This is a genomic window from Actinotignum sanguinis (assembly GCF_030230305.1).
GTDB classification, from domain to species: domain Bacteria; phylum Actinomycetota; class Actinomycetes; order Actinomycetales; family Actinomycetaceae; genus Actinotignum; species Actinotignum sanguinis.
Genome location: NZ_JASPCQ010000004.1, coordinates 1 through 26804, shown reverse-complemented (window position 1 = coordinate 26804; position 26804 = coordinate 1). Strand labels below are relative to the sequence as shown.

The 26804-nt window shown below is 61.3% G+C and carries 20 protein-coding genes; 12 read left to right on the top strand and 8 right to left on the bottom strand.

Annotation, left to right across the window (positions count from 1 at the left end):
• Nucleotides 1–475: 475 nt before the first annotated feature.
• Complete coding sequence (locus QP828_RS03350; RefSeq protein ID WP_284891266.1) at nucleotides 476–1471, bottom strand: LacI family DNA-binding transcriptional regulator; 996 nt, start codon at nucleotides 1469–1471, stop codon at nucleotides 476–478.
• 227 nt (nucleotides 1472–1698) lie between these two features.
• On the opposite strand from QP828_RS03350, the gene uriH reads away from it, so the two are divergent.
• Together uriH and uriT are read left to right on the top strand one after the other, a co-directional pair.
• Nucleotides 1699–2649, top strand: a complete 951-nt coding sequence (gene uriH / locus QP828_RS03345; protein ID WP_284891265.1) for a uridine-preferring nucleoside hydrolase UriH — start codon at nucleotides 1699–1701, stop codon at nucleotides 2647–2649.
• A 47-nt stretch (nucleotides 2650–2696) separates the two neighbouring features.
• Nucleotides 2697–4106 carry a uridine transporter UriT gene (gene uriT / locus QP828_RS03340; RefSeq protein ID WP_465246416.1) on the top strand — a complete coding sequence of 470 codons (1410 nt, stop codon included), beginning with the start codon at nucleotides 2697–2699 and terminating at the stop codon, nucleotides 4104–4106.
• 101 nt (nucleotides 4107–4207) lie between these two features.
• On the opposite strand, the gene QP828_RS03335 is transcribed toward uriT, so the two are convergent.
• From QP828_RS03335 to QP828_RS03325, 3 genes are all read right to left on the bottom strand, one after another.
• The gene (locus QP828_RS03335; protein WP_284891263.1) at nucleotides 4208–4852 is read right to left on the bottom strand and encodes an ABC transporter ATP-binding protein; all 645 of its coding nucleotides are present in this window, start codon (nucleotides 4850–4852) and stop codon (nucleotides 4208–4210) included.
• A 9-nt stretch (nucleotides 4853–4861) separates the two neighbouring features.
• Complete coding sequence (locus tag QP828_RS03330) at nucleotides 4862–6229, bottom strand: FtsX-like permease family protein (RefSeq protein WP_284891262.1); 1368 nt, start codon at nucleotides 6227–6229, stop codon at nucleotides 4862–4864.
• Between the two features lie 68 nt (nucleotides 6230–6297).
• On the bottom strand, nucleotides 6298–7662 hold the full coding sequence (locus tag QP828_RS03325) for an ABC transporter permease (RefSeq protein ID WP_284891261.1): 1365 nt from the start codon (nucleotides 7660–7662) through the stop codon (nucleotides 6298–6300).
• A 244-nt stretch (nucleotides 7663–7906) separates the two neighbouring features.
• Between QP828_RS03325 and QP828_RS03320 the strand changes: the two genes are divergently transcribed.
• From QP828_RS03320 to QP828_RS03310, 3 genes are all read left to right on the top strand, one after another.
• Complete coding sequence (locus QP828_RS03320; RefSeq protein WP_284891260.1) at nucleotides 7907–9385, top strand: threonine synthase; 1479 nt, start codon at nucleotides 7907–7909, stop codon at nucleotides 9383–9385.
• Nucleotides 9386–9550: 165 nt separating this feature from the next.
• Nucleotides 9551–10534 (top strand): ribokinase, encoded by a 984-nt coding sequence (locus QP828_RS03315; protein ID WP_016443256.1) that lies wholly within the window; start codon nucleotides 9551–9553, stop codon nucleotides 10532–10534.
• Nucleotides 10535–10570: 36 nt separating this feature from the next.
• Entirely contained in the window at nucleotides 10571–11419 is an 849-nt protein-coding gene (locus tag QP828_RS03310; RefSeq protein ID WP_016443255.1) for a Cof-type HAD-IIB family hydrolase, read from the top strand.
• A 12-nt stretch (nucleotides 11420–11431) separates the two neighbouring features.
• Here QP828_RS03310 and QP828_RS03305 read toward each other — a convergent pair whose 3' ends face one another.
• A complete protein-coding gene (locus QP828_RS03305; RefSeq protein ID WP_155875993.1) occupies nucleotides 11432–12166 on the bottom strand; it encodes a hypothetical protein in 735 nt (244 codons plus the stop codon).
• A gap of 389 nt (nucleotides 12167–12555) precedes the next feature.
• On the opposite strand from QP828_RS03305, the gene QP828_RS03300 reads away from it, so the two are divergent.
• Nucleotides 12556–13947 (top strand): NAD-dependent succinate-semialdehyde dehydrogenase, encoded by a 1392-nt coding sequence (locus QP828_RS03300; RefSeq protein WP_274734386.1) that lies wholly within the window; start codon nucleotides 12556–12558, stop codon nucleotides 13945–13947.
• A gap of 125 nt (nucleotides 13948–14072) precedes the next feature.
• Here QP828_RS03300 and QP828_RS03295 read toward each other — a convergent pair whose 3' ends face one another.
• A complete protein-coding gene (locus QP828_RS03295; RefSeq protein ID WP_016443252.1) occupies nucleotides 14073–15527 on the bottom strand; it encodes an amino acid permease in 1455 nt (484 codons plus the stop codon).
• Nucleotides 15528–16247: 720 nt separating this feature from the next.
• On the opposite strand from QP828_RS03295, the gene QP828_RS03290 reads away from it, so the two are divergent.
• Entirely contained in the window at nucleotides 16248–17036 is a 789-nt protein-coding gene (locus tag QP828_RS03290; protein ID WP_016443250.1) for a hypothetical protein, read from the top strand.
• 531 nt (nucleotides 17037–17567) lie between these two features.
• Complete coding sequence (locus QP828_RS03285; protein ID WP_016443249.1) at nucleotides 17568–18758, top strand: cobalamin-independent methionine synthase II family protein; 1191 nt, start codon at nucleotides 17568–17570, stop codon at nucleotides 18756–18758.
• Nucleotides 18759–18940: 182 nt separating this feature from the next.
• On the opposite strand, the gene QP828_RS03280 is transcribed toward QP828_RS03285, so the two are convergent.
• Together QP828_RS03280 and QP828_RS03275 are read right to left on the bottom strand one after the other, a co-directional pair.
• Nucleotides 18941–20515: a S1C family serine protease gene (locus QP828_RS03280; RefSeq protein ID WP_016443248.1), complete on the bottom strand. Its 1575-nt coding sequence runs from the start codon at nucleotides 20513–20515 to the stop codon at nucleotides 18941–18943.
• A gap of 159 nt (nucleotides 20516–20674) precedes the next feature.
• Complete coding sequence (locus tag QP828_RS03275) at nucleotides 20675–22444, bottom strand: dolichyl-phosphate-mannose--protein mannosyltransferase (protein WP_016443247.1); 1770 nt, start codon at nucleotides 22442–22444, stop codon at nucleotides 20675–20677.
• 62 nt (nucleotides 22445–22506) lie between these two features.
• On the opposite strand from QP828_RS03275, the gene rsmI reads away from it, so the two are divergent.
• The 4 genes from rsmI to QP828_RS03255 form a co-directional block, all read left to right on the top strand.
• The gene (gene rsmI, locus QP828_RS03270) at nucleotides 22507–23358 is read left to right on the top strand and encodes a 16S rRNA (cytidine(1402)-2'-O)-methyltransferase (protein WP_016443246.1); all 852 of its coding nucleotides are present in this window, start codon (nucleotides 22507–22509) and stop codon (nucleotides 23356–23358) included.
• A 278-nt stretch (nucleotides 23359–23636) separates the two neighbouring features.
• The gene (argF, locus tag QP828_RS03265) at nucleotides 23637–24632 is read left to right on the top strand and encodes an ornithine carbamoyltransferase (RefSeq protein ID WP_016443245.1); all 996 of its coding nucleotides are present in this window, start codon (nucleotides 23637–23639) and stop codon (nucleotides 24630–24632) included.
• A gap of 125 nt (nucleotides 24633–24757) precedes the next feature.
• Nucleotides 24758–25714, top strand: coding sequence for a carbamate kinase (arcC, locus tag QP828_RS03260; protein ID WP_284891259.1), 957 nt, complete (start codon nucleotides 24758–24760; stop codon nucleotides 25712–25714).
• Nucleotides 25715–25731: 17 nt separating this feature from the next.
• Nucleotides 25732–26804 (top strand): SLC13 family permease (locus QP828_RS03255; protein WP_349018019.1); only part of this gene is annotated, 1073 nt, incomplete at its 3' end.

Sequence of the window (26804 nt, the reverse complement as noted above, 5' to 3'; positions counted from 1 at the left end):
CTGATAAATACTCACGCCACATTTCTGTTCATTCACCGAAGTCCGCTTTTCGGAAGTCAGGGATTCAGTTGGACTTCTTCGGCTGGTAAAGCGTGGACATCCAGATCTAGCGCTGGAGCTTCAGTTTTAACAATGAGCTTTTCAATCCTCCCGACAGCCGTGCAGTGCTGTGGAGCATTCGGCGGTGTTCCCTCGATAACTGCCACCTCAATGCGTCCATCAGTTTCCTTGGCGACGGTACGCAACTTGAAACATTTGGGGTCACCCGTGATAACGGTGAAAGTCAGCTCGTGTGAATCTGTAACCTCGTACTCTGTCCAGTTTATTATTTTTTCCGAGTGTGATGCGCCTTCGCCGCCTGAACAGCCGCATAGCGTAACAATGGCGCTTAGGAGTACGGTTAGTGCTCTTTCGATTATTCTCGGTGGCCATTTAATCATTTCGCCTCATAACCCTGTAAGCAGCTAAACCAAAGCTACCAAGTTTTGGTTGAGGACCCAAGAACTAATTCCCCGGTGAAGCGCTGCTCGGTGACGGGTGCGTCAGACGGCAGATCAGCCCGGGTAAAGAGTTGCGTGATCGCAGCTTCCATCATGTCTTCAATGGGTTGGGCGAGGGTCGTGAGTTGAGGTTCTACCACCTGTGCCAGCACAGTACCGTCAAAGCCGGTTACCAGTACCTCGCGCGGAACGTTGATACCACGCCGTGTTAGTTCCCCCAAAGCACCAACCGCAATAAGGTCATCCGCACAGATCACCGCGTCAGGAATGCTGGTGAGCCCAGCGATTGCGGTAACACCCGTCTCAAAGGTGTATTGATGGCGGAAGAACTCCACATTAGCGAATTCACTACCTATCTCGCTGGTGCGCATGGCATCGTCACGTTCCCGGCCGGTCGATGTTGCATCGTCGACCCCGATAAAAAGCACGTCTTTTGCCCCAGCATCGGCAATATGCCGTAAAACGATGTCAATACTTGCGTGATTGTCAAGCCCGACGAAATCAGCAACGCTCGGCCCGGCCATACGATCCACCTGCACGAGCGGAACCCTAGCGGCAGTTGCTGCAATGGCGGGAGCCGACTCTTCAAAAACCGCCGGGATGGCAATAATTCCATCGACTTGGCGTGCTAGTAACAGGTCGAGGCGGCGCCGTTCTAGTTCAACATCCGCTCGGGAATCCGCAAGGATCAATTCGTAGCCGTAACGGTGTAGTGCCTCTTCTGCTGCACGAAGCAACTGCACAAAGAACGGATTCTCCAGGTGGGGAACCAGCATGCCGACCGTGCGCGATTTCCCGTCCCGTAAGGCTTTCCCGACGGCGTTGGGAAAGTACCCAAGTTCCTCCGCAGCTTTCTGCACTCGTGCAATGGTTGCCGGAGCTACTCGACCGCGTCCTCGCAAGGCACGTGAGGCAGTTCCGGTGGATACCCCTGCGGCTGCGGCGACGGCGCTTAGTGGGACTCCTGCCATGGGAGTTGCTCCTTTCAACTCGCGGGCGCTCTTGACAATCTCAACACACCCCACTAGCCTAACTCACGAAGCGATGCGCAAACGATTGCGCATATGACGATGACGTCTCGTTAGGAACTTGTAGACGACGCGGCCGCGACGGTTCTCTCGCGCGGGAAACCTGCTCGGTGGTCCGACTTCTCGCTTCGATTCGGACCTGCGTCACCCGTATATTGGAGAAAAATTTCATGGCTAAGAAAATCATTTTGGATTGCGATCCGGGGCACGACGACGCAATTGCGCTTATCCTCGCTTATGGCAACCCGGATATCGACCTCCTTGCTGTTACAACAGTGGGTGGCAATGCGGTCCTGGAAAAAACCACGAAGAATGCCATGGGCGTTATGACCATGGCAGGAATCCTTGATGTTCCCTTTGCTCCGGGATGCTCACGGCCGCTGTGGCGTGAAGGGGAGGATGCCGATGTGCACGGTGAATCGGGCTTGGATGGGGTGGTGCTACCGCCCTCGCGGGTTACGCCTGATGGACGGCACGGCGTTGATCTCATTATTGACACCATTATGAGTAATGAACCGAAGAGCGTGACCTTGGTTCCCACTGGTCCACTGACCAATATTGCAATGGCGATGCGTAAAGAGCCCCGCATTATTGAGCGAGTCAAAGAAGTGGTGCTCATGGGCGGCGGGATCCATGTGGGCAATTGGTCTGCAGTTGCCGAATTCAATATCAAAATTGATCCTGAAGCCGCCGCGATTGTTTTCGATGCCCCGTGGGAGGTCACCATGGTGGGCTTGGACGTCACCCACCAGGCTCTTGCCACGGATGAAGTTTCGGCACGCATCAAAGCGCTGAATACTCCGCTCGCGGAGTTTGTGCTCGGACTCTTCACTTTCTTCCAGAAGGCCTACCACGATGAACAAGGCTTTGAATTCCCGCCCGTGCATGACCCGGTGGCGGTAGCTCGAGTTATTGACCCCTCGATTGTGGGAACGGTGCGAGCACCTATCAACGTTGAACTGACAGGCACACATACTCTGGGTATGACAGTCACGGAACTACGCCCGGCCCATATCCCCGCCGATTGCCATACCCAAGCGGCCACATCTCTGGACGCTGAGCGGTTCTGGAACCTAGTTATTGATGCGATTGACCGACTTGGAAAGCGTGACGGGCAATGAGTAACGCATCCGCAAAGCTGGTCCCCGCCTCACAGCGGGAAGACCGAGTGGGTAACGAGGTAGTAATTGGTACTCGTACAAGCACCGGAGCGGTCATGTTTGCATTGCTGGTGGCGTGCTTCGCTTTCCAGCTCAACGCATCAATGTTATCGCCAGCACTCAAACTCATGGAAAGCGAGTTGAATGCTACAACCGCTGAGATCGGGTTGACTCAAACCGCGTTCTTTACATCGGCGGCGGTCCTTTCGCTTTTCTTGCCGCGACTTGCGGATCTCAAGGGGCGCAGAAAAACTCTCGTTACGATGATGGCGCTGACAGCGATTGGCTGCGTTATCAGTGCGCTTTCTCCAAATGTCACCTGGCTTTTTGTGGGACGTATTATTCAAGGTGTTGCAGGGCCAACGGTGGTCATGTGCCTCATTGTTCTACGTATTCACGTGCGTAATCCCCAGCGTTATGCGGTTCTCATGGGAGTGATTACCGCGGTGAATGGCGGAATTGCCGGAGTGGACGCGATAGCTGGCGGGTGGCTTGCCCAGAACTACGGTTTCGCCTCCATTTTCGCTGTCATGGCGGTTACCGCCGTCATCGCTGCGCTAGCGCTATGGTTCTTCACCAATGAATCGCGGGTGGATAACCCGCCGCGCATGGATTGGCGCGGTACGGGTCTGCTGGTGCTTGGGGTGGGAGCGCTCTATCTCGCCTTTAATGAGTTGGCGGCGCTGTCCGAGGCTCGTTGGGTTCTTATCGGTGGCCTCTTGGTGGTTTCCGCCCTGGCCTTCGGTTTCTTTATCCGCCTCGAATCGCGTATCGAGAACCCTCTGGTATCGATCGCAACGCTCAAAAGACGCGAAAGTTGGGTTGTGCTGGTGACGACCCTGTTGACTCTTACCGGGGTTTTTGCGGTCATGAATCAGATTGTTCCGGCCATAGCGCAGGACGTGGATTTAGGTACCGGTCTAAGCGCTGCTGTCGCACCGTTCTTGACGCTCACGCCCTACGCGCTGGCGGGCCTAGCCATGGGGCCTTTAGCCGGGTATTTGGCCGGGAAGTATGGGTACAAGCGTATCTTGCAGATCGGGTTAGTGGGCGCAGTGGCATCAATGTCCCTAGCCTTGCTGCTCATCGGGCGTGATGCCACCTGGCTCCTGGTGATTGTTTCTGTCCTCGTGGGCATCTTCTACGCGGGCATGGCAAATATCATGCTCAACGGCCTATGTGTTGTTCTGTCCCCGGCTGATAGCCCGGGTATTCTCCCGGGGCTCAACGCCGGAGCCTTCAACCTCGGAGCGGGATTATCTTTCGTTATTTTGCCGTTGATCCAAACAATCTTTAGTGGTCGCGGCGAACCGGCCGTCGGCTACGCTGCTGGAGTAGTGACCGGCTTGGTTATTCTCGCGGCAGCGTTGCTAACAAGTTGTTTGCTACCGAAAGGAGAATCTACTCCGGCGGAGTGATGTACAAATCGCGCACAGGCATGTGAATGCCTGAGGTGCGTTAAGGGCTACTGCGCGGGGCTGATAGCAGACGTTATCAGCCCCGCCCACATCCCGCCCGCTTAGCGCGCGCCGGCTCGCTCGGTGAGGCGCCGGTGGGAGAGCGTGAGAACGCGATCCGCGCCGCGGGCAATATCCGCCGAGTGCGTGACAAGAATGACGCACTTGCCGTGCAGATGGGCGGCGTCGTGCAAAATCTGGACCACGCCACGCGCGGTATCCTCATCAAGATTCCCCGTCGGCTCGTCCGCAAGAATCACCGGCGCGGGGGAGGCCAGCGCCCGTGCAATCGCCACCCGCTGCTGCTGCCCACCAGAAAGCCGCAGCACATTACGGCGAATCTCATCCTCACTCAACCCCAGCTCCAGCAGCACGGAACTATCCGCCCGTCGATCCACCAACCGCACATTCTCCAGCGGCGTCAAATAATCTATGAGATTGTAATTCTGGAACACCAGCGAAATATGGGCACGGCGGTGGTGGGCGTAGCCCGTCGTTGCAATATCCACGCCCTCAAAAAGCACCGCGCCCTTCGTGGGCGTATCCAAACCCGCCAGCAAACTCAACAGTGTCGATTTCCCGGCACCCGAAGCGCCCAGCAGCGCCGTAACCGTACCCGGCTCGAAACCCGCGCACACATCGGTCAGCACCTTCGCGCCGCTACCCGGGTAGCTGTAACTCACGTGATCAAGTTCCATAACATTCATAATCTTTTCCTAACTCAGTGACGAAAGAATCTGCCGGGGAGACCGGCGCAAAATCGGAAACAGCGCAATCGCCAGCGCCATGGCAAGAATCCCGGCGCCGATACCCAGCGCCCACGCAATATCCGCGCCGCTCACCGCCACCGGAGGTAACCCGGCCAGCGCGCCCGGTGCCGCGCCGTCCACAACGGCCCGCCCCACCAGCGCGGTGAGCTGGCGCCCCGCAAGAATAGCGACGACGCCGCCAGCCAGTGCCAGCGCGCCCAACTCAAGCGCGAAACCGCCGGCAATCGCCCGGCGCCGCTGCCCGAGCGAAAGCAAGACCCCAATTTCCCGCATACGCCCGCGCACCCAGAGAGCCAACACCGCTGCGGCAATCACCACTCCGGCCGCGCAGGCACCGCTGAGCAGCGCACTCAACAGTCCTTCCACGCTATCCACCGCGCGCAGCACCCCACTGAAACTCGCGGCATTGTGCTCATAAGTAAGGTCAGGAAGCGCGGCACGGGCCGCGGCCAGGCTCGCGGGTAACTCGCTCGCGCTCGCGGTGAAACACCGCACTCGGGTGGCGCCCGCATCCCCGCTGAGCTCGCCGCCCGCCGCGCTATCCACGAGGATACGATTCGCGGCTGCGCTTGCCGGCAACCCGGAGGGATTCGGGGTAGTGCCGTCGAAAATCCCGGTGACGGTGCGGGTGACCTCGCCGGCCGGGCCGCGCAGCCGCAAATCATCGCCAAGCCGCAAGCCATTAGCTTCCGCGAAATCACGGTGGATGAGGGCGCCCGGTTCCGCGCCGCTGTTCATCTTTCCGGACGTGAGCCGGTAGAGCTTGGCCGCGAAAGCGGGGAACCGCGCCGGATCCGAGCTCGCGGTCACCGTCACCGCCCCCACGACGCCGGCATCCAATTGCACCCCGCCCGCGGTGGCCACCGCTCGGGCTCCAACCGGAGTGGCCAAAATATCTTGCTCGGTGGCAGTGCTTGTCACCCCTGGCAGCGCCGCGAGCTGGCTGGCCTGGTCCGGACTCAGAGTGGGCGCGGCTTGTGTCAGCGGATTATCGCCGGGGTTGGTGTTGGGGCTATCGCTGGGGACCGCATTGCTCAGTGCATCGCCCGGTGCATCGCCCGGCGTATCGCCCGGCGCGCTCTCCGGTACTCCGGCAGACGCGCCATCCGCATCACTGGGCGAACCGGCCGGTGCACTCGCAACGAAACCGGCTCCCACCTGGGCATCAATAGCGGTGCGTAGCTGGCCCATCGCTCCGCGCACCCCGGCCTGCGCCACCAGCGCCGTAAAAATCAAACTGATGACCACGAAAAGTAGGGCGTTGCGGACCGGGCGGCGCCGCAGCGCGAGCCCGGCACGCCGTCCCGCGCTCATGGGCACGGGGTGCTGGGACCCCTGTGGCGGGTGACCACCTGTCTGGCCACTCCCGGGAGTTACCCCACTCATGCCGCGCTCACCAGCAGTTTGCGCGGGGAAGTGCGCAGCATCGGGAGAGCTGCCAGCACGGTTGCCCCGATGAGCACGGCGAGGGTGAGGGCCAGGGCGAGCGTCGTCGTACCCGCACCCAACTGGACCGCAAGATCATCCAAGGTTCGCGTGGCCGTGGTGACATCCACCCCGCCACCCAGCGGGGCCTGCGAGGTGAGCTCCTCCATTCCCGACTTCTTCACCGAGGCGAGCACGCTCGTTCCCACCCGCTGGGCAACAACGGTACTGAGGGCCACCCCGGCTGCTGCCGCCGGGATACTAATAAAGATCAGCTCCACCAGGTATTGGCCCAGAATCTTCAGTTTCGAGGTGCCGATAGCGAGCAGCACCCCGGTTTCGCGGCGGCGCTCGCGCAGCCAGAGCACCAGCACCAGGCTGAGGAGCGCGAGGGCGAGGATCGTCGTCGTGATAATCGCGCCCGTCATCACGCTCTGCACCCCGGCCACCGCGCCGGTGATACCGGTAAGCAGTTGAGAGGTGCGGGTGAGCTGATAGTTACGCCAATCGATAGGTAGGCCGCGCGCCTCATTCATCACCGCTTCGCTATCGGCGCCCTCGGCCACGAAGAAAGTGGTGTCTTGATAAATCTCCGTTTCCGGGGTGTAGGCGTAGAGCGCGCGGGTGGTGGCGAGGTCCGTGTAGACCGCGTTGGCGAAGAGTTCGAGGCGGCGCGCGGCCGGTTGCGGGTTATCCCCGCGCACCAGCCCCACAATTTCCACGGTCACTTCCGCGGTTGATTTCTTCGTATTGTCGTAATCATAAGGGTTTCCGCGCAGGGTGAGTTTCGAGCCAACGGTCAGGCCGTTGAGGCGCGCCAAATCCTCGTGAATAATTGCCTTATTTTTATCTTCGCGGGTGATGTGCCGTCCGGCCACCAGCTCCAGGGTGCCGCTGCGAATATTCGTTTCATCCGCGCTGGCACTTACTCCGCGCACGCTCACGGCATTGCCGAGTTGCGCCTCGCGCTTGGCATCGTATTCCTGGCGGTTCAGCCGGGCCACCTTGGCGCCCACCAGATCTGCGGTCACATCCTGGCGCGCGGTGAAACGATCCACTCCGGGCAGGGCAGCGATGCGCTCCACGTCCGCGGGTTTGACCGTCCCGCCCCCGCGTGGGGTACCGGAATTATAGGGGGAGTTCTCCAGCACGAAACCGGATCCCAGGGTGCGTTCCGCGTCGCGGCCCGCCGCTGCCGATGCCGTTTTCACCGCCCCGGCCGAAACCAGCACGGTTACCACGGTCGTGATGATGACGAAAAGAAGGAGGGTACGGATATGTTTTCGGGTGACGTAACGCCACGCGCGTCCAGCTAAGGTCACTACCGGGTACCTTTCATGTCTTCGGGAAAATTTCTGATAGGCACTAGCATTTCTCAGCTTACTGGAGACTTCCTGGAGGCTTCGTGAAGAGATATGAAAAGCCTTGCGTGCCGCGAGCCCTGCGCGCCGCGAGCCGTGTGCGCCGGGTTGGCTGTGCTTGACCACCGGTATTGCGAGCGGCGGGGAGCCACTATGATGGGAGAGCGGCGCTTTTTCCCGCACCCACCCTCAGCGAAAGGCGAGCATGCAGTTCATCTCCACCCGTTCCGGGATGGAACCGGCTTCTTTCACCGATATTCTGCTGGACGGTCTGGCCCCGGACGGCGGCCTGGTGGTACCCGAAAGCATCCCGCATGTGGATGCCGCTCAGCTTGAAGCGTGGCGCGGGCTGAGCTATCCGGAGCTAGCCGCGGCGATTATCGGCCTGTACGCTACCGATATTCCCACCGCGGATCTTGAGCGTCTCACCGCGGCCGCCTATAGCCCGCAGAACTTCCCGGGCGGGGTGCCGCTGCGCCGCGTGGATGACACGCTGGTCTTGGTTGGCCTTTCGGAAGGCCCCACCATGGCTTTCAAGGATCTCGCGATGCAGTTCCTGGGCCAGGCCATTCCCTACGTGCTGGCTGCCACCGGGCGTGACCTCACTATCCTGGGTGCTACTTCGGGGGATACGGGTTCCTCGGCGGAATACGCCTTCCGCGGCCAGCCGGGCGTGCAGGTGGTCATGCTTTCCCCGCGCGGGCGGATGTCCGCGGTGCAACGCGCCCAAATGTATTCCCTCCAGGACGCCAATATCCACAACCTCGTCGTCGATGGCGTTTTCGACGACTGCCAAGACATCGTCAAAACCCTCAGCTCGGATATCGACTTCAAAACCCGCTACCGCATCGGAGCGGTCAATTCCATCAACTTCGGGCGGATCGCCGCGCAGATCGTCTACTACTTCTGGGCGTGGTTGCGTTATACCGATGGCACTTTCGCGCAGGATAGGAACGACGACGCCGCCGCTGGCGCGGCCGTACCTCCCGCTCCCGGTGGAGCCGGCGGGGAAGGAGCCGAGGCCAGCCAGGTGGATTTCTGTGTGCCTTCCGGTAATTTCGGCAATATTTACGCCGGTCACCTGGCTCGCTGCATGGGTCTGCCCATCCGCAGGCTGCTGTTGGCCACCAACGAAAATAATGTGCTGGAAGAATTCTTCACCACCGGGCGCTACACCCCGCGCTCGCGGGAGCACACATTCGCCACCTCCAGCCCGTCCATGGATATTTCCAAGGCGTCCAATGTGGAGCGTTTCATCTACCAGGTGCTGGGTGCGGAGTTCCCGGTTGCCTGGGAGCAGCTGAACGCCACCGGAACTCTGGATATGCGCACGTATCTGCCGGAATTCGGGGAGAAATTCGGCTTCGCGGCCTCATCATCCCATCATGCGGACCGCCTGGCTGCCATTGAGTGGACCTACCGCACCAGCGGGATTCTTATTGACCCGCATACCGCTGATGCGGTCACGGTGGCGCGCCGCCTGAGTGACGGCACGGTCCCGGTCCTCGCCTTGGAAACCGCCCGCCCGGAGAAATTCGCCCATACGGTTCGCGAAGCGGTGGGGGATGCGGCCGCTGACCTGGACGAACGCCTTGCCGGGCTTCTGGCCCTCCCGCAGCGCTCCACCGAGGTCCCGGCCGATCCGGAAGCGGTGCGCGAGTATATCGCCACGCATTGCGCTTAGCGGGCCGCCGGGTGGGTTCCCCGCGCGGCGCGAGGCGCCGCGCGCGTCGTCGTACCTATAAAATCCGCGCCGGAAACGGAGCGGCTCCGGGTAGTATATGAGGTAATGAGCCGCGCGATTGGCGCCGTCGCCCGCGCACGAGCCTAGACAGAACGGGGTGTATCCATGGCACGCATTTTCGTTGTTGGAAGCATGAATTCCGATACCTTCCTCAAGGTGGAGAATTTTGTGGAGCCGGGAGAAACAATTTCTGCGCTCAGCTCCCACACCGCGCTGGGAGGGAAGGGGCTTAACCAGGCGGTTGCTGCGGCTCGTATGGGAATCCCCGTCACTATGGTGGCGGCTCTCGGGCGCGATGCTGTGGGGGATGCCGTTGCGGCTGAGCTCGCTGCGGAAGAAAATCTTGATATGGATGCGGTGCTGCGGGTGAGTGAACCTACCGGGCAGGCCATGATCCAATCCGATGCCGATGGGGAAAATGCCATCGTGGTGGTGGCCGGCGCGAACGCCGCGAATACTCCGGAGAATGTGGTGGAGCGCCTAGCCGCGGTGCAGAGCGGGGATATTGTGGTCTGCCAGCTGGAAATTCCCGAACCCGCGGTGGCAGCAGCCCTGAGCGAAGCTAAGAAACGCGGGGCTACCACGGTGCTCAATGCCGCCCCGGCCGCTCCTGTGGGTCACCTGCTGGAGAACGTGGACGTTCTTATCGTTAACGAAACCGAAGCGGATACCATCCTCGGAACCAAGGTGACTGATCGTGCTCAGCAGCTCCACCTGCGCTACGGCGGGTCCATCGTGGTGACCCTGGGCAGCCACGGCTGCCAGTACATTGACGCCTACCTGCCCGATGCCGATGTTAAGGCCGACGCCCTGCCCGCTCACCACGTGGACGTGGTGGATACCACCGGTGCGGGCGATGCCTTTGTGGGTGCTTTCGCGGCCGCCCTGGCCGTGGGTGAATCCCTGGCCACCGCGGCCCGCTGGGGCACCGCCCTCGGTGCGATCGCTACCGGGGCTTCGGGTGCGCAAGGCTATACGGCTAGCCGTGCGGACGTGGTGGCTCTGGCCGGTGTTGGCGCAGGCAGCGCCGCCGGTGCGGGTGCTACGGGCGCCGCGGGTACTCCCGGTGCCACGGGTTCCGACAACTAGAACGCTCTCCACGTAGCACTAGCAGAAAGGCTTTTCGTGCAGCCCGCGCCTACCGACCTGAGCCTCCTGCGCGAGGCCGCCGCCAGCGTGAAACTCGTCGTCGTTGATATGGATGGCACGTTCCTCCTGCCCGGGAAAATCTTTCCGGAACGTGGCAATGAGCTGGTGGCGCGCCTGCGGGAACGCGGTATTATTTTCTGCCCGGCCTCCGGGCGCCAGTACCAGACGCTGGCGGATATGTTTTCCGCACACGTGGAAGGTATGCCAATTATTGCGGAGAACGGGGCAAATGTACGCCGCGACGGCGAACCGCTGGCCATCACCACCCTGCCCCGGGAAACCAGCGCACGGGTGGTGGAGATCGTGCGTGAGCTCAGCGCGGCGGGGGAGGATGTGGGCACGGTGCTCTGCGGGGAGAAAGCCTACGCCGAACGCAGTGACACCGCGTTTCTTGACGAAACCCTCGCCTATTACCACGCCAATGCGATTGTTCCCGACCTCATGCCCCATACCGAGGGGATTTACAAAATTGGGGTGCTCAGTTTCGCTGACCCGCTCCGGCGCGTCATCCCGCTGCTGGAAACGCTCGGGCCGGGGGTGGATGTGGTGCGCAGCGGCGAGCTGTGGACGGATGTCAATCCCGCCGCAGCCACGAAAGGCACCGGCCTGGCCGGCCTCCAGGCAAGCCTGGGCATCAGCCCGGCGCAGACCCTGTGCTTCGGGGATTTCAATAATGACATCCCCATGTTCGAGCACGCGCACTTCAGCTTCGCTATGGCGAATGCCCAGCCCGATGTGGTGGAGGCCGCTCGCTACGTGGCGCCTTCCAACGCGGAGGAAGGCGTGATCACGGTAGCGAACGACCTCTTCGAGCTGGGCCTTTAACCGTAAGAGCCGCTAGTTTTGCGGTTCTTGCTCGTCCTTGTCGCGCGGTTGCGTTGGGTTCTGGGAATTCTGCGGCGGGAATTGTGGTGAATTCTGCGGTGGGAACTGCGGGGCCTGGCCGGCAAAAGGCGCTTCGCCACCGGGAACCGGGCCGGGCTGCGGGGCACTGGCTACCGCGGCCGGAGTTTTGGCGATTTGCCAGATACCGAAACCGAGCATGAGCACGGCGGCCACCGCGAGCAGATAGAAGCCAATGCCGGGAGCAATATCCACATCCACGCCCTGGGACTGCCCGTAGGCAATGATGGTATCCGCATCCGAAGGCTTGATATTAATAACCAGGTAAATCGCCACAATAACCGCGCCGACAATGCCGCCCGAGGACCACGTCTTGCGCACCGCGGCGGGCGCCTGCCGCACCAGCCCTACGAATGCGCCGATAGCACCCAGGGCCAGGCCGATGGTGATGAAAATAGCGACCGACTTCGTATCGGCTTCCCATAGCTTGACGCCGAAATCTTCCGACTGGGTGCCGGCACTCATATGCAGGGTCCAGAAGTGCAGCGCCGTGCCGATGAAACCGATAATGGAACCGGCCAGCACGCCGAGCGGGGCCGCCAGCGGCGGAGTGGTGCGTACCGCGGGAGTGCCTGCAGCAGCCCCGGGCAGGGGAGTGCCGGCGGGGCCGGGCGCGTTGAAGGAGTGGTCCGAGGGCATATCTGCCCCCTGGGGGAAAGTGTTACTCATAGTCCCTAGTGTAGGGGGCGTATCCCCGTGGCGGGGCCGGGCGGATACCTTGTGGCACCTAGCGCGCAGGAACGACGACGCAGCTTCGGGACAAGGGTCCCGGGGCTGTCACATTTCGCCCAGAGGTATGAAACCGCTCACATCTGCTGAAAAATAGGTAGAGTAATAGGTAGGAACGCGGGAGATTCCGCGTTCCCGTCATAACAATATAACTGCTCTCTTCCCGCGGGTAGCGAAGCGCCGTCGCCTCCCTACCCGGCCCTACATCCCGGTATATGCGCTTTCGCGCAGGGGATGAGGCGCGCGGGATGCGCCGGGAAGCCCATCGAATTTATCCACTACGCGGGTGGGCCGCGGGTCTGCTCGCACCGATACGCGGAGGTTGAACAATGGCGTACCAAACAGTGAGTCCGTACACCGGTGAACTACTCAAGGAATATCCCACTGCCACGGATGAAGAAGTCAAGAAGGCAGTTGACGTTGCCCATGAAGCTTTTTTGGAGTGGCGGGAAACACCGTATGCGCAGCGCGCGCAGGTGCTCCAGAAGGCCGCTGATCTGCTGCGCGAACGCCGCACCGAATACGCCTCGATTATCACCAAGGAAATGGGGAAGGTGATCGGGGAGGCAGAAGCGGAAGTCGATATCTGTATCGCGATGTTTGAGGACTATGTGCGCAATGGTGAGAAGTATCTTGCCACTCGCACGCTCCCCTCGGATAAATACGGGAAGGACTCCGTGCAGCTGCTCTTCCAGCCCCTCGGGGTGCTCTTCATGGTGGAGCCGTGGAACTTCCCCTACTACCAGATTGTCCGCGTGGCTGCCCCGCAGCTTTTCGCCGGCAATACCCTTATTCTCAAGCATGCCTCCATCGTTCCGGAATCGGCGGCAACCTTCGTGGAGATCTTCCGCGAAGCGGGCCTACCCGAAGGTTGTTTCCAGAATCTTTACCTCTCCCATGACCAGTCGGAGATTGTGCTGGCTGATCCGCGCGTGCGCGGGGTCGCGCTTACCGGCTCGGAAGTGGCAGGCGCGGCCATCGCGCAGCTTGCCGGCAAGTACATTAAGAAGTCCACGCTGGAACTGGGCGGGGCTGATGCCTTTATCGTGCTCGAGGATGCTGATCTTGATAAGACGGTTGCGTGGGCGGTTACCGGCCGGCATTGGAATGCCGGGCAGGTGTGCTGCTCGTCCAAGCGCATGATCGTTGTGGATGCTGTGTATGACGAATTCCTGGCGAAGTACCGGGAAGGCGTCAAGCAGCTCAAGGCCGGGGACCCGATGGATCGGGAAACCACCTTGGCACCGCTATCCTCGGCGGCAGCGAAGCGTGATCTGGCCAAGCAGCTGGAAGAAGCTATTGCGGAAGGCGCGAAGGCTGAAGAAGCGGGAATTGAGCTACCCGAGCACGGTAACTTCTTCCAGCCCACGATCCTCACGGAGATCCCCGCGGGCGCCCGGTGCCGCTATACGGAATTCTTCGGGCCGGTCTCCCAGATTTACCGGGTCAAGGACGAAGAAGAGGCAATTACCCTCGCCAATGATTCCCCGTACGGCTTGGGCGGTTCGGTCTTCACCGAGGATCTGGAACGCGGCAAGCAGGTAGCTGCACGGCTGGATACCGGGATGGTCTATCTCAACCATCCCACCGCGGTCGCGGCGGATATCCCCTTCGGCGGCGTGAAGAACTCCGGCTATGGGCATGAGCTCATTGACCTGGGTATTCACGAATTCGTCAATATCAAGGTGGTGGCTAATTCGCCTATCGACGGTGAATTCTAATCCCTGACTCCCGCGGCCCCGAGCGGCCCCGAGCGGCCGCGGATAGCCCAATCTCCCGCGGGCCAGATACGCCGGGGCGGGATGCATCCGCATCCCGCCCCGGCCGTCGTCGTACTCTTTAAGAACTATGCGCGCGCATGGCGCTTCTCACGCGAAACTTTCACCTGGTACGCGATGGTGAGGAGTAGCAGCCAGGCCGGACCCACGAAAACTGCCACCCGGTAGGCGTCTTGGAAAAGCATGAGCACCACGCAGGCCGCCAGCGCCACCAGTACAAAAATGCTGGAGGCTAGGCCGCCGGGGAGCTTGTAGGCGAGGCTCGCCACGCGTTCCGGGCCGAGCGCGGCGCGGAATTTCAGCTGGGTGATCATGACCATTGTCCAGTTGATAATCCCGGCGATGAGGGCGATGGAAAGCAGATACCCGAATGCGAAGTTCGGGAAAGCGAAGACCACAACCACTGCCACGACGGTGACGGCCGAGGAGGTCAGAATCCCCACGTACGGCGTGCCCGCTCGTGAAAGTGTGGCGAAAATACGCGGGGCGTTACCTTGTTGCGCCAGCGAATAGAGCATGCGGCCGTTGGAGTACAGTCCGGAATTGTAGACGGAGAGCGCCGCGGTGAGCACCACGAAATTGAGGATATGGGCCGCGAAGGTGATCCCTACCGAGTCGAAAATCTGGACGAAGGGGCTGGCGTGCCCGTCGATGCTGCGCCACGGGATGACCGCCATAATAATGGCGAGCGACAGCACGTAGAAAATGAGGATGCGCTGAATCACCAGGTTGATGGCGCGTGGGATGGATCGGCGTGGGTCGTCTGCCTCACCGGCGGTGATGCCGATGAGTTCGATGCCGCCGAAACTGAACATAACGACGACGAAAGCGAAAGTCGCGCCTTTGAGGCCGTTGGGGAAAACCAGCTCGGCGAAAGAGGTTCCGGGCGGGACCTGGTGAGGTTCTTGGAGCCCGACGACAAGCACAAGAATGCCCAGCACAATCATTCCGATAATTGCGATGACCTTGACGAGCGCGAACCAGAATTCGAATTCACCGAAGGCGCGTACCCCGAGTAGGTTGACGGCCGTGATGAAGACCAGGCAGAACGCGGCGGTGAGCCACGTGGGGACCGCCGGGAACCAGTAATTGATATAGAGGCCGACGACGGATAGTTCCGACATCGCCACGAAAATGTAGTTAAACCAGTAATTCCAGCCCGAGATAAAGCCGGCGCGCGGGCTCCAGTATGTATAGGCGTAATGGGAGAAAGCGCCGGGCACCGGTTCGTGCACGCTCATTTCACCCAGGGCGCGCATAACAAGGTAGATCGTGCATCCGCCGATGAGATAGACGAAGAGGATAGCCGGACCGGCCAAGCTGATGGAGGAGGCTGAGCCGTAGAAGAGGCCCGTTCCGATGGCCCCGCCCAGCGCGATCATCTGGATATGGCGATTGTGCAGATCTCGGTGCAGGTGGGCTGCGTGGGTAGTGGCGTGGGTGCCGGTTGCTGCGGGTGCGCTGGTAGTCGGCGTTCCCGGCGCCGGAGTGCCGGACGGAGCCGGCGTGGAATTCGTGGACATAGAGGTCTTTCCCGATATGTGAGGAATGTGCTGCATTAGCGCCTTGAGCTTATCGCCTTCACCGCCCGGGTGGGGAATTGTGGGCTATGTGGACAGGTGCGAAGGTGCGCTGGACGCGTTCTGACGGAGTGGGGGCGGAGTAGGCGCGGAGGCGCTGAGCGGTGTGGGTGCGGGCAGGGGAAGGATCCGGGGAGGGATCTGGGGAGGGATCCGGGGAGGTGCCGGGCAGACGTCGCTACGTGCATAGTCACGCGGCGGGTGTACCCGGCCCGGCTAAAGGCGTGAGGTTGCTGAGGGGGCTGGACGGGACTTTGGTCGAAAAGTTGAATACAAAGGTATATTAATTCCATTGATGAATCTTTGAGCTGGGCAAATGCATATCTTAAATAAAATCGGAATGTTAATATGGCGCGAAATTAAAAGGAAAAAACACCGTGAGTGGCGGTGGTCACAGAGTTCCGAAAATCTCATCATTCCCGTATATTAATAGAGCGCAATAAAGTATTGTGACTGTTGTGGCAGGTGCTCAGTGGAGTGCACGGCTGGCGAATGGGATCGGTCGATAAAGCCTTTACTGAGGAATTCATGCCATGGACATACGTTTATAGGAGTAGACATGCAGTTGAAGAAGATTGTGGCTGGCGCTACCTTTGGTGTCATGCTCGCCGCGGGGGGGGGGGTGTAGCTTACGCTGCTCCTGCCGCGCCTGATGCACCGCAGGTGACCGCTGCCGATACCACGGCGGCTGAAAAGGCTGTTGCTGATGCCAAGGCTAAGGTTGATGCCGCGGCAGCTGAAGTGAAGGCCGCTTCCGAAAAACTTGAAAAGCTCGAAATTGCCGTTTCGAACGCGAAGGCTAAGCTGACTGAACTTGAAGTTGTCAATGCTGGACTTCCCGCGGAACTTGAGAAGGCTGAGGCTGCCTACGCGGCTTTGGCTACCGCCCAGGAGAATTACAATAAAGCTCGCAAAGCTTTCGAAGCCAACATGAACGATGAGGCGCTTCAGAAGGCTATGGTTGATGCCAAGAATGCCATGAACACCGCACAGGCGGGCGTTGCTGGTCTCCGCACGGTGGAAGAAATTAAGACCGATATCGCTGATACCCCCCGTTACATCGAGATCCAGAAGGGCACCCTCAGCTACGCTGAAGAAGCTCTTGACGCCTTCCCGGGTGTTGGTCCGGCTCAGGATGCCTACGACAAGGCCGTCGCCGAACTCGACGCTGCCCAGAAGGCTCTTGACGCTCTGAAGGGCCAGGCCCCCAAGGTTGACCCCAAGGCGGATCCGAAGGCTGAAAAGCCCGCGCCGAAGGCCGATCCCAAGAAGGATGCCGAGAAGAAGGCTGATCCTAAGGCTGAGAAGAAGGCTGACCCCAAGAAGGAAGTCAAGAAGGCCGACGCCAAGAAGCTGGCCAACTCCGGTGTTGACGCCGGTGCGGCTGCTGGTGGGGCTGCTCTGCTCCTCCTGGCCGGTGGTGCCTTCGTGGCCTACCGCAAGTTTGCCTAAGCAAACCTGCCTCTGGCACTAAAAACAGTTCCGAGGCTGGTTGCCATTAGGTTATTCATCCTCAACTGTTTCATCGTTTCACGCGGAATGGGTCCGGGTTTTTACCCGGGCCCGTTCTGTTTTTGTTGTGCTGCCCCTGCGCTACCCTGTCCAAGAACTCTCATCTCATATAGTGGGCAACAAGTTGACGTGGCTTAATAATTCCCTCTAGGCTACTGGAGGTAGGCGCCCACAAGGGGCACTACCTCAAAGAAACGCCGGCGGCACGGCCCCGGCGCTCCGATTCGGACGGAAAGGATGCACCATGGTTCTCAATGATCCTCGCTCTGCCATGACGATGCCCGCCGCCCGAATGCGAATGCTGGGCTAGCGCGGATTCCACTTGGCCTTCGGGCGATTCCGCGCGCGAGGACGTCTCGCCCCGGTCCGTTACGTCTCACTGAGCACCCGCCGCTGCGGCGTCGTATCGTTGATGGGATACGCTGAGTCGGACCGATCTCCATCACCACACCCAGTACAAAGGACTTTATAATGACGAAGATCAAGACCACTCATGTCGGCTCCCTTCCGCGCACCGATTCGCTGCGCGCGACCAACGAAGCACACCAAAACGGCCAGATTAGCGACGCCGAATTCAAAGAAAAGCTCGACGCAGAAGTTGCTGGCGTTGTTGCGCGCCAGAAGGATATCGGCCTCGATATTATTAACGACGGCGAATACGGCCACGTCATGACCGAAGTAACTAATTACGGTTCCTGGTGGTGGTACTCATTCTCGCGCCTGGGCGGGCTGGAATTCACGGATAACGAATTCCACGCGGCGGCTACCGCGGGTGGGGGAGCGGTTGAGCTCGTTCCCTTCGATGAGCGCCGGGATTGGCAGCGTTTCAAGGATGCCTACACGGATCCGGAATCGGGAATTCACCAGGCCAAGCGCCAGGAAGTGGCCATGCCCACCATCACCGGCCCCGTGACCTACATTGGTGCCGAACAAACCCAGCGCGACGTCGACCTTACCCTCAAGGCACTCAAGGCCAATGGGCTTGATGCATCCTCCGGGTTTATCGCGGCGCTGTCTCCCGGGTCTGCGGCGCGTATTTCCAATACGCATTACAAGTCGGAAGATGAAGTCCTCACCGCGATGGCCGATGCCCTCCACGAGGAATACAAGATCATCACCGATGCCGGCCTGACCGTCCAGATCGACGATCCCTCGCTGGCTGAAGGCTGGGACCAGGTCAATCCGGAACCGGCCGTTGCCGATTACCGCACCTGGGTGGCTCGCCGTATTGAAGCGATCAACTACGCCCTGGAAGGCATCGATCCGGAGCTTGTGCGCCTGCACGTATGCTGGGGATCCTGGCACGGCCCGCACACCACCGATATTCCCTTCCGGGATATCGTGGATCTGTGTTTGAAGGTGAAGGCCCGCGGCCTGACTTTCGAAGCGGGCAATGCCCGCCACGCTCACGAATGGAAGATTTGGGAAGATATTGCCCTGCCGGATGACAAGGTACTCATCCCGGGCGTCGTTTCCCACTCCACGAATGTGGTGGAGCATCCCGAGCTGGTGGCGCAGCGCATCGAGCATTTCACCTCGCTGGTGGGTGCCGAACGCGTGATCGCCTCGACCGATTGTGGCCTGGGCGGGCGCATCTACCCGTCTATCGCCTGGGCGAAGCTCGAAACGCTCGTGGAAGGCGCCCGCCTCGCCTCGAAGTAAAGGCTCCAAGGCCGCGGGCCTGAACACACCCGCGTCTTGAAGGACCGGAGCGGCCTGCCGCTCCATGTGGAACACCGAAGGGGACCCGGACAGCTCAGCTGTTCAGGTCCCCTTCTGGTATTCCGGCCGCATCCGGTGGTCCACTTTTATGCGGAGTACGGCTCCAAGGTGCCTCCGACCGTTTAGTTCACCGGCGATTCGCCCAGCGTTACCTCAATGGTTTGCGGGGCCCCGCCGCCACGCGAAATTTCCAGGGTGATGGTGTCGCCTACCTTGTGGGTGCGTACCTGCTTGGCGACCTGGGCCGGGCTGGAAACCGATTGCCCATCCAGGCTCAGAATCGTATCGCCTTCCTTCACACCGGCTTTCGCCGCCCCGGAATTCGGGCCAACGGCCAGCACGGTCACGCGGCTTTGCTCACTGAGCCCCACGGTAATTCCGAGGGCGGCGTTCTTACCCACGGTTACGTTATCGTCGCTCTTCCCGGCGCGGATCTGCTCCACGATGGACAGGGCGCGCTCGATAGGAATAGCAAAGCCGTACACCTGGGCAGACGTGGTGCCCTGCGAGGCCGCGCTATTCATCCCCACCACTTCGCCTTGGGCGTTCATCATCGGTCCGCCTGAATAACCAGGAACCACATCGGCATCGGTGACGATCATATCCTTGAGGGTGTCAAAGCTCAGGCCATCCTCAGTGGCCACCCGCACGTCCATTCCCAGCCCGGTCACCTCGCCTTTAATTTCAGTGAGATAGCCCTGGCCGCGCCCGTTGCCCACCGCGCTTACTTTATCGCCCTGCTTAGCCGGGGTGCTGGCAATTTTTGCCGGAGTGAGCCCGGAAGCGTCCTTGAGCTGCAAAAGGGCGACGTCGCGCTTCTCGTCATGCCCGATAACACTGGCCGCATAGGTTTTCCCGGTTGCCGGGATCTCGACCTGGATGGCATCCGATCCCATAACCACGTGGTAATTCGTGAGCACCTGGCCGTCCGCCGTGAGGACAATCCCGCTGCCGGCCCCCATGCCGGAACCCATCCGCGCATTAATAATGGCCACACCCGCCGGGCTAACTTTTTCGCCCCGGTCAATAGGCCCGTCCGCACCGTGGTTGCCGCCCGGCAGCTGGGTGGGGAAATCCCGCGGGATCGGCATATACGGTTCGGCACCGCCCTGCTGGCGTCCGTCGTTCGGGGCGGTCAGTCCGTCATTGTATTGGAAACTAAAGGGATCTTTGACGGAAGGTGAGCTCGCCTGCGGTTCGGGAGCCAGGCCGAAATACCCCACCCCGGTGCCCACGAGCAGCGCGACCACCATACCGATAATGACAAGAATGGCGGTGGTGCCTTTCGAACGCCGCTTAACCGGCGCTGCCCCGAATTGCGGTGCGCCGCCGAACTGCGGTGCCGCTCCGAATTGCGTTCCGGCACCGAATTGCCCGCCGTAGCCGTATCCGTATCCGTACTGCTGCTGGGAGGCGCCGGGGTAGCCACTCGGATAAGGCGGCTGCGCGGAGGCATACCCTGCGGAGGGAACGCTGGGGTAGTGGTACGCATTCGTGTAGCTAGTCGATTGCGCGCCGCCGGCCTGCGTCCACGCACCTTGCGAGCTGCCAGCCTGCGCCCACGCACTTTGCGCGCCTCCGCCTTGGTTTGCACCGGGCTGGCTCGGATTCACGTGCGATTGACCCGGGCCGGCATGGTTCGCATTCGGCTGCTGCGCGCCCGGTTCGCCCGCGTCATTACGCCACTCATCTGTCATGTGAAACGTCCTTTCCTCACTCCGCACCTAGCCGCCGCCACGGCCGCCGCGGTGGTCCGGTCACATCGGGTAGCATGCCCGCCGATTCTGGAAAGTTTCTGAACGTTGTCCGAAAATGCGAGCATCGCCAGGTGCGCGCTTGCGCCGTGCCCACCCGCGCTAAATCCACGAAGGTAGCCACATGTGCAGGCGCCAAAACTCATAGGAAACGGTTTGCCCGGTCCAGATCGGGTACCAGAACAGCGCCGCCAGCACAATAAGAACGACGACGACGCCGCACGCCGTCAGCGTGCGGCGGCCTATCCGGCATCGCCACCACCGCACCGGAGAGGCGCATATCCCAACCGGCTTATCCCAGACGAAGTCCGCGTGGCCCCAGGCGCCGTCGTCGTATAAATCCGCGCGCACGCTCCCGCATCCGCGCGCGTGCGGGGCACCGAGCGCACCGGTGATATAGCCGAGGCCGTAGGTGAGGGCGAGGGCCACGAAGGGGAGGAAAGCGATGGCGTAGAACTGGAAAATGGTGCGGTCCATATACAGTGACCACGGCGCGGCCATGGCAAGATAGCCGCTCACAATCGCCCAGGCGCGCCAGTCGAAACGGGTGAAGGCCACCCAGAGCACCACGGCAAGGGCGAGGAGCGCCAGCCACCACACCACCGGATTACCCACCGACGTGACCGCTTGCACGCAACGCTCGCCGCTTGGGCACTGCCCGGCCATTTCTTCGGAGCTCGGCCACCAGAAAGAGACCGGGCGCCACTGCACAAACCACTGCCAGACCGAGGATTGGTAGGTGTGCGGGGTGGAGAGCCCGTTGTGGAAGTCCCACATTTGGCTGTGATAATGCGCCAGGTCGTTGAAAGAATTGGGGAGCCAGGGGAAGGGGAGAGCCTCGGGGGTACTTTCGCGTACGCCGGCCGCCCAGCCGTGCCCCCAGGACCGGCTATCGCGGAACCAGGAGAACCAGGAGGCCACGTACGTGGCCGCGGCGGTGGGAACCAGGTGGATAAAAGCGGGGATTCCCTCCTGGAAAACCGCGGCACCTCCCCACAGCCGCAGCCCCACCGCGTGACGGGCGGCCATGCCCCAGGCGAAGGCCACCAGGCCGAAAACCGCCACGGCGTAAATCCCGGACCATTTCACCCCGCAGGCCAGCCCGAGGAATACCCCGGTGGCCAGCATCCACGGGCGCCACCACACCCGCGGGCCCCAGGCAACCGGGCGCCCATCCGCGCGCACCGGCCCGGTAGCAACCCGGTGGGCTAGGCGCTCCCGGGTCCAATCGCGATCCCGCAGCAGCGCCCAGAATCCAGCCAGCACAAAGAAAGCCAGCAGGTTATCGAGGATCCCGATACGGGAGATGGTGATCCCCATGCCGTCCAGGGCCATCGCGATCCCGGCAACCCCGGCCAGCCACGGGTTGAGGAAGAGGCGCAGGGCGATGCGAACCAGCAGCGCCACCGCGAGCGTGCCGGCCAGCGCCACCATAAAGCGCCAGCCGAAGGGGGAAGTTTCCCCGAAAATCGCCTGGCCGACCGCCATGATCCATTTCCCGAGCGGAGGATGAACCACGTAGTCGCCGGCCGGTGAGGTATGGGAGAAGTCGCCGGTGGCGAAAGCGGTGTCGAACTCCGTGCCGCCCTGCCAATCCACTTCGTAGCCCAGGCGCAGCAGCGAATTCGCGCCTTTGACGTAGTAGGTTTCGTCGAACATGAGGCGGTCGGGGAAGCCCAGGCGGAAGAACCTGGTGAACGCGGCGATAAGCGTAACCGCTCCGGTCACCCACCACCCCAGCCGTTTTTCGGCGCGGGTGAGCCACTCTAATCCGCGCGGGGCCAGCCCGAGCCGGCCGCGCAGCTCGTCTTCATAGCGCTCCGCGCACTCGCGCGGGAGTCGCCCGATGGGTTCGCTTCGTTTTTCGCTCACGTGCGGATTCTATCGATAACTAGGCGCCCGCGCCGTAGTGCTGCGCGTGGCAGAATAGCAGAATGAGCACAGGTCAACACGCGGGAATTGTTCTTGCCGCCACCCCCATTGGAAACGACGCCGATGCCTCGCCGCGTCTGCGCGCCGAAATTGCGCGGGCCGATACCGTGGCCGCGGAAGATACCCGCCGTTTTTACCAGCTCGCCGCGCGCCTCGGCATCGAGGTGAACGCCCAGGTGCTCTCCTATTACGAACATAATGAAGCCGAACGCGGCGCCCACCTCATTGACCTGGCTCGCGCCGGTGCTCGGGTTCTCATGGTCAGCGATGCGGGAATGCCCGCCGTTTCCGACCCCGGTTTCCGCCTGGTCGTGCGCGCCCGCGAAGCAGGTATTCCCGTGACGGTGGTTCCCGGGCCTTCCGCCCCGCTCACCGCGCTTGTCGCCAGCGGCCTTCCCACCGACCGTTTTACTTTCGAAGGATTCCTCCCGCGTAAAACCGGGGAACAAGCCGCCGCGCTCGCGGCCTTGGCCAGTGAAGAGCGCACCATGATTTTCTTCGAATCCCCGCGCCGCCTCGGGGCCACCCTCGCCAATTTCGTCACCGCGTTCGGCGGTGAGCGCGAAGCTGCGGTATGCCGTGAACTCACTAAGACGCACGAGGAAATTGTGCGCGGGCCCCTGGCCGAACTCGCGCAGCGTTTCGCGGATGGTGCGCTCGGGGAGATCGTCGTCGTCGTTACCGGAAGTAGCGTGACCGAAAGGGAGGAACGGGCGCGCACGCGGGCCGTGGGCGACGTCGCCCAGCTGTGTCAGCTCGGCCTGCGCCGCAAAGATGCCGCCGCTTTCGTGGCCGCTCGCACCGGATTGCGCACGAATGAGCTCTACCGCGCCGCGCTCAGCGAGGGCGAATAAAGCGCGAAAATACGCGGGTTTAGTGGGGTTTAGTGCCGAAAAAACGCAGCTAAACCACGTTCCACCCGCACTCCACCCGCGCTTTCCTAGCGCACGTGACCCAGATCATGCACAGTAAAAACAACCCCCGGGGAACCGGGGCCGGGACATGATCCTCTCGCCGCGAGGCGGGTACGGGTTGGACAGCCAACAGTGATCCCAGGGGCCGAAGATGACCCCGTTACCGCTGGCCGGTCTGCCCGAACGGGACCACGGACCGCGCTAGGAAAGGAACGACAATGGCTGTCAATATCCGCGGACGCAATTTCCTCAAGCTGCTCGATTTTACGCCCGATGAAATCCGCTACCTGCTGCGTCTGTCCGCGCAGTTCAAGGAACTCAAGCTCAGCGGTACCCCGCACCGCTACCTCGAAGGCAAAAATATTGTGCTGCTCTTCGAAAAGACCTCCACCCGCACCCGCTGCTCCTTCGAAGTGGCCGGCATGGACCTGGGCATGGGAGTGACCTACCTGGATCCGGGCAGCTCCCAGATGGGTAAGAAGGAATCCATTGAGGATACCGCCCGGGTGCTCGGCCGCATGTACGACGGTATCGAATACCGCGGCTTCTCCCAGGAACTCGTGGAGGAAATGGGCGCCAAGGCCGGCGTGCCGGTATGGAACGGCCTGACCGACCTCTTCCACCCCACCCAGATGCTCGCCGATATCCTCACCGTGCAGGAAAACTTCGAGGACGGCATCAAGGGCAAGAAGTTCGTGTTCTTCGGGGACGCGCGCAATAACGTGGCGAACTCGCTCATGGTGGTTTGCTCCAAGCTGGGCCTCAACTTCGTGGCCTGCGGCCCGAAGGATCGCATGCCCGAAGAGTGGCTGGTGGATACCTGCAAGGAACTCGCGGCGGAATCTGGCGGCAGCGTGACGCTCACCGAAGATGCTGCGGCGGCCGCCACCGGCGCCCACGTGCTCTACACCGATATCTGGGTGTCCATGGGCGAACCGGACGAGGTGTGGGCCTCGCGTATTGCCGAGCTGGAAGCCTACCGCGTCACCCAGGAACTCATGGACAAGGCAGATCCGGAAGCGATCTTCATGCACTGCCTGCCCTCCTTCCACGACACCAACACCACCATCGGCGCGGAGATCGCCAAGAAGTTCGGGGTGACGGAAATGGAAGTGGAAGACCGGGTCTTCGAAGGGCCGCGTTCGCGCGTCTTTGACGAAGCGGAGAACCGCATGCACACCATTAAGGCCGTTATGTACGCAACCCTCTCCTAGGGGGTACAGGCACGCGCCCGCGCGGCCGTGCCGAGATAAGCGCGGGCGACGATGCCGGGGAGCTGGCCGCAGGTAGCAGGGCCGCACCGCGGCGCGTCGCCCGCGCGCAAAATAAGGACTGAATTATGACACAGGAACATACACAGACCGCCGGCGAAAAAATTGTGGTTGCGCTGGGCGGCAATGCACTCGGGAAAACCCCGGAGCAGCAACTGGAACTCATTAAGGAAACCGCACGTTCCATCGTGGATTTGGTGGCAGCCGGCAATGACGTCGTTGTCACCCACGGAAACGGCCCGCAGGTAGGCATGATCAAGGTAGCAACAGATAATTCGGCGGCCGCAGGGGAAACACCGTCGATTCCCTTCGCCGAATGCGGCGCCATGTCCCAGGGCTATATCGGTTACCACCTCCAGCAGGCCATCGAAGCTGAACTCGCGGCACGGCAGCTTGCCCGCCCCGTTATTTCGGTGGTCACCCAGACTGAGGTGGACGCCGCAGACCCCGCTTTCGGGCGCCCCACCAAGCCGGTCGGGGCCTTCTTCACCGAAGAACAAGCCCGGGCCCTCATGGAGGAAACCGGAAACAAATACGTGGAGGATGCCGGGCGCGGCTGGCGCTGGGTAGTGGCCTCCCCGCTCCCCGTCTCTATCGTGGAACGCGATGTTATTAGCTCCCTCGTGGCGGCAGGCACCATCGTGATCGCGGCCGGTGGCGGCGGCATCCCGGTGGTTAAGGAAGGCTCAGGATACCGCGGAGTTGCGGCCGTGATCGATAAGGATCGCACCGCCGCGCTGCTGGCACGGGAGGTCGATGCCGATACGCTCCTCATCCTCACCGCAGTGGAGGCCGTTGCCATTGATTTCAACAAGCCCACTCAGCGCGACGTGCGCGAAATGACGGTGGCTCAGGCCCGCCAGTACATCGAGGAAGAACAATTCGCCCCCGGATCCATGCTGCCCAAGGTGGAGGCTTGCCTCGAATTCGTGGACGGCGTGGCTGGCAAGCGCGCCATTATTACCTCTCTGGAAAAGGCCGAACAGGGTATTTCCGGGGAGAGCGGCACCGCGATCATCGCTTAAGTCCGAAGGACACAATCATGACAACACGCACAAACGATGCCACAGCCGGCAATGGGGCCGGCGGCATGGATAACAACCTCGCCCCGGACGGGCGCGAACACCGCAGCGGCCGGGAGGACGCTGCGGGCGTCGTCGTCGCGGATAACGAAAGCGAAGCCGTAACCGCCGGCAGTGGCGATTCCAATGACGGCGATTCCGGTGCGAAAAAGACACGTAAGAAGCGGCGCGGTATTACGATTCCGGGCGCTTTCACGATTCTTTTCTTCCTCACCATCGTGGCGGCTATCGCCACGTGGCTGGTGCCGGCAGGCTCCTACGCGAAGCTGAGCTACAGTTCGGATACCGGCACTTTCTCGGTGCTGAGCCCACACGGGGATACCACCGAATATCCGGGTACCCAGGAAACCCTGAGCGAATTGGGGATGGATATTGATATCTCCCAGTTCACCTCCGGGGCCCTCAATAAGCCGATTTCGGTTCCGGGATCTTATGAATCCCTCGAGCAGAACCCGGCCAGTGTTGCCGATATTCCGGTCGCCATGGTGCACGGCACGATCGAAGCGGTAGACATTATGGTCTTCATCTTCGTGCTCGGTGGCCTGATCGGGGTGGTGAGGAAAACAGGTGCCTTCGAGTCAGGGCTCATCGCGCTGACGAAGAAAACTAAGGGCCACGAATTCCTCCTCGTCTTCGCGGTTGCCGTCTTCATGGTGGTAGGCGGATCGCTGTGCGGCCTGGAAGAAGAAGCGGTGGCCTTCTACCCAATCCTGGTACCAATATTCTTGGCGATGGGCTACGACTCGATTATCTGCGTGGGCGCCATCTTCCTGGCCGGGTCGATGGGAACCACCTTCTCCACCATCAACCCCTTCTCCGTGGTGATCGCCTCCAACGCGGCAGGTATCCCCTTCACGGACGGCATTATCTGGCGCGTGGGCGGCTGTATCGTGGGCGCCATCGTGGTGGTGTGGTACCTGCATCGCTACGCAAAAATGATTAAGAAGGACTTCACGAAGTCCTATGTGTACGAAGATCACGAAGCTTTTGAGAAGCAGTGGGCGATGACCACCCACTCGGATGATGTGCCAGC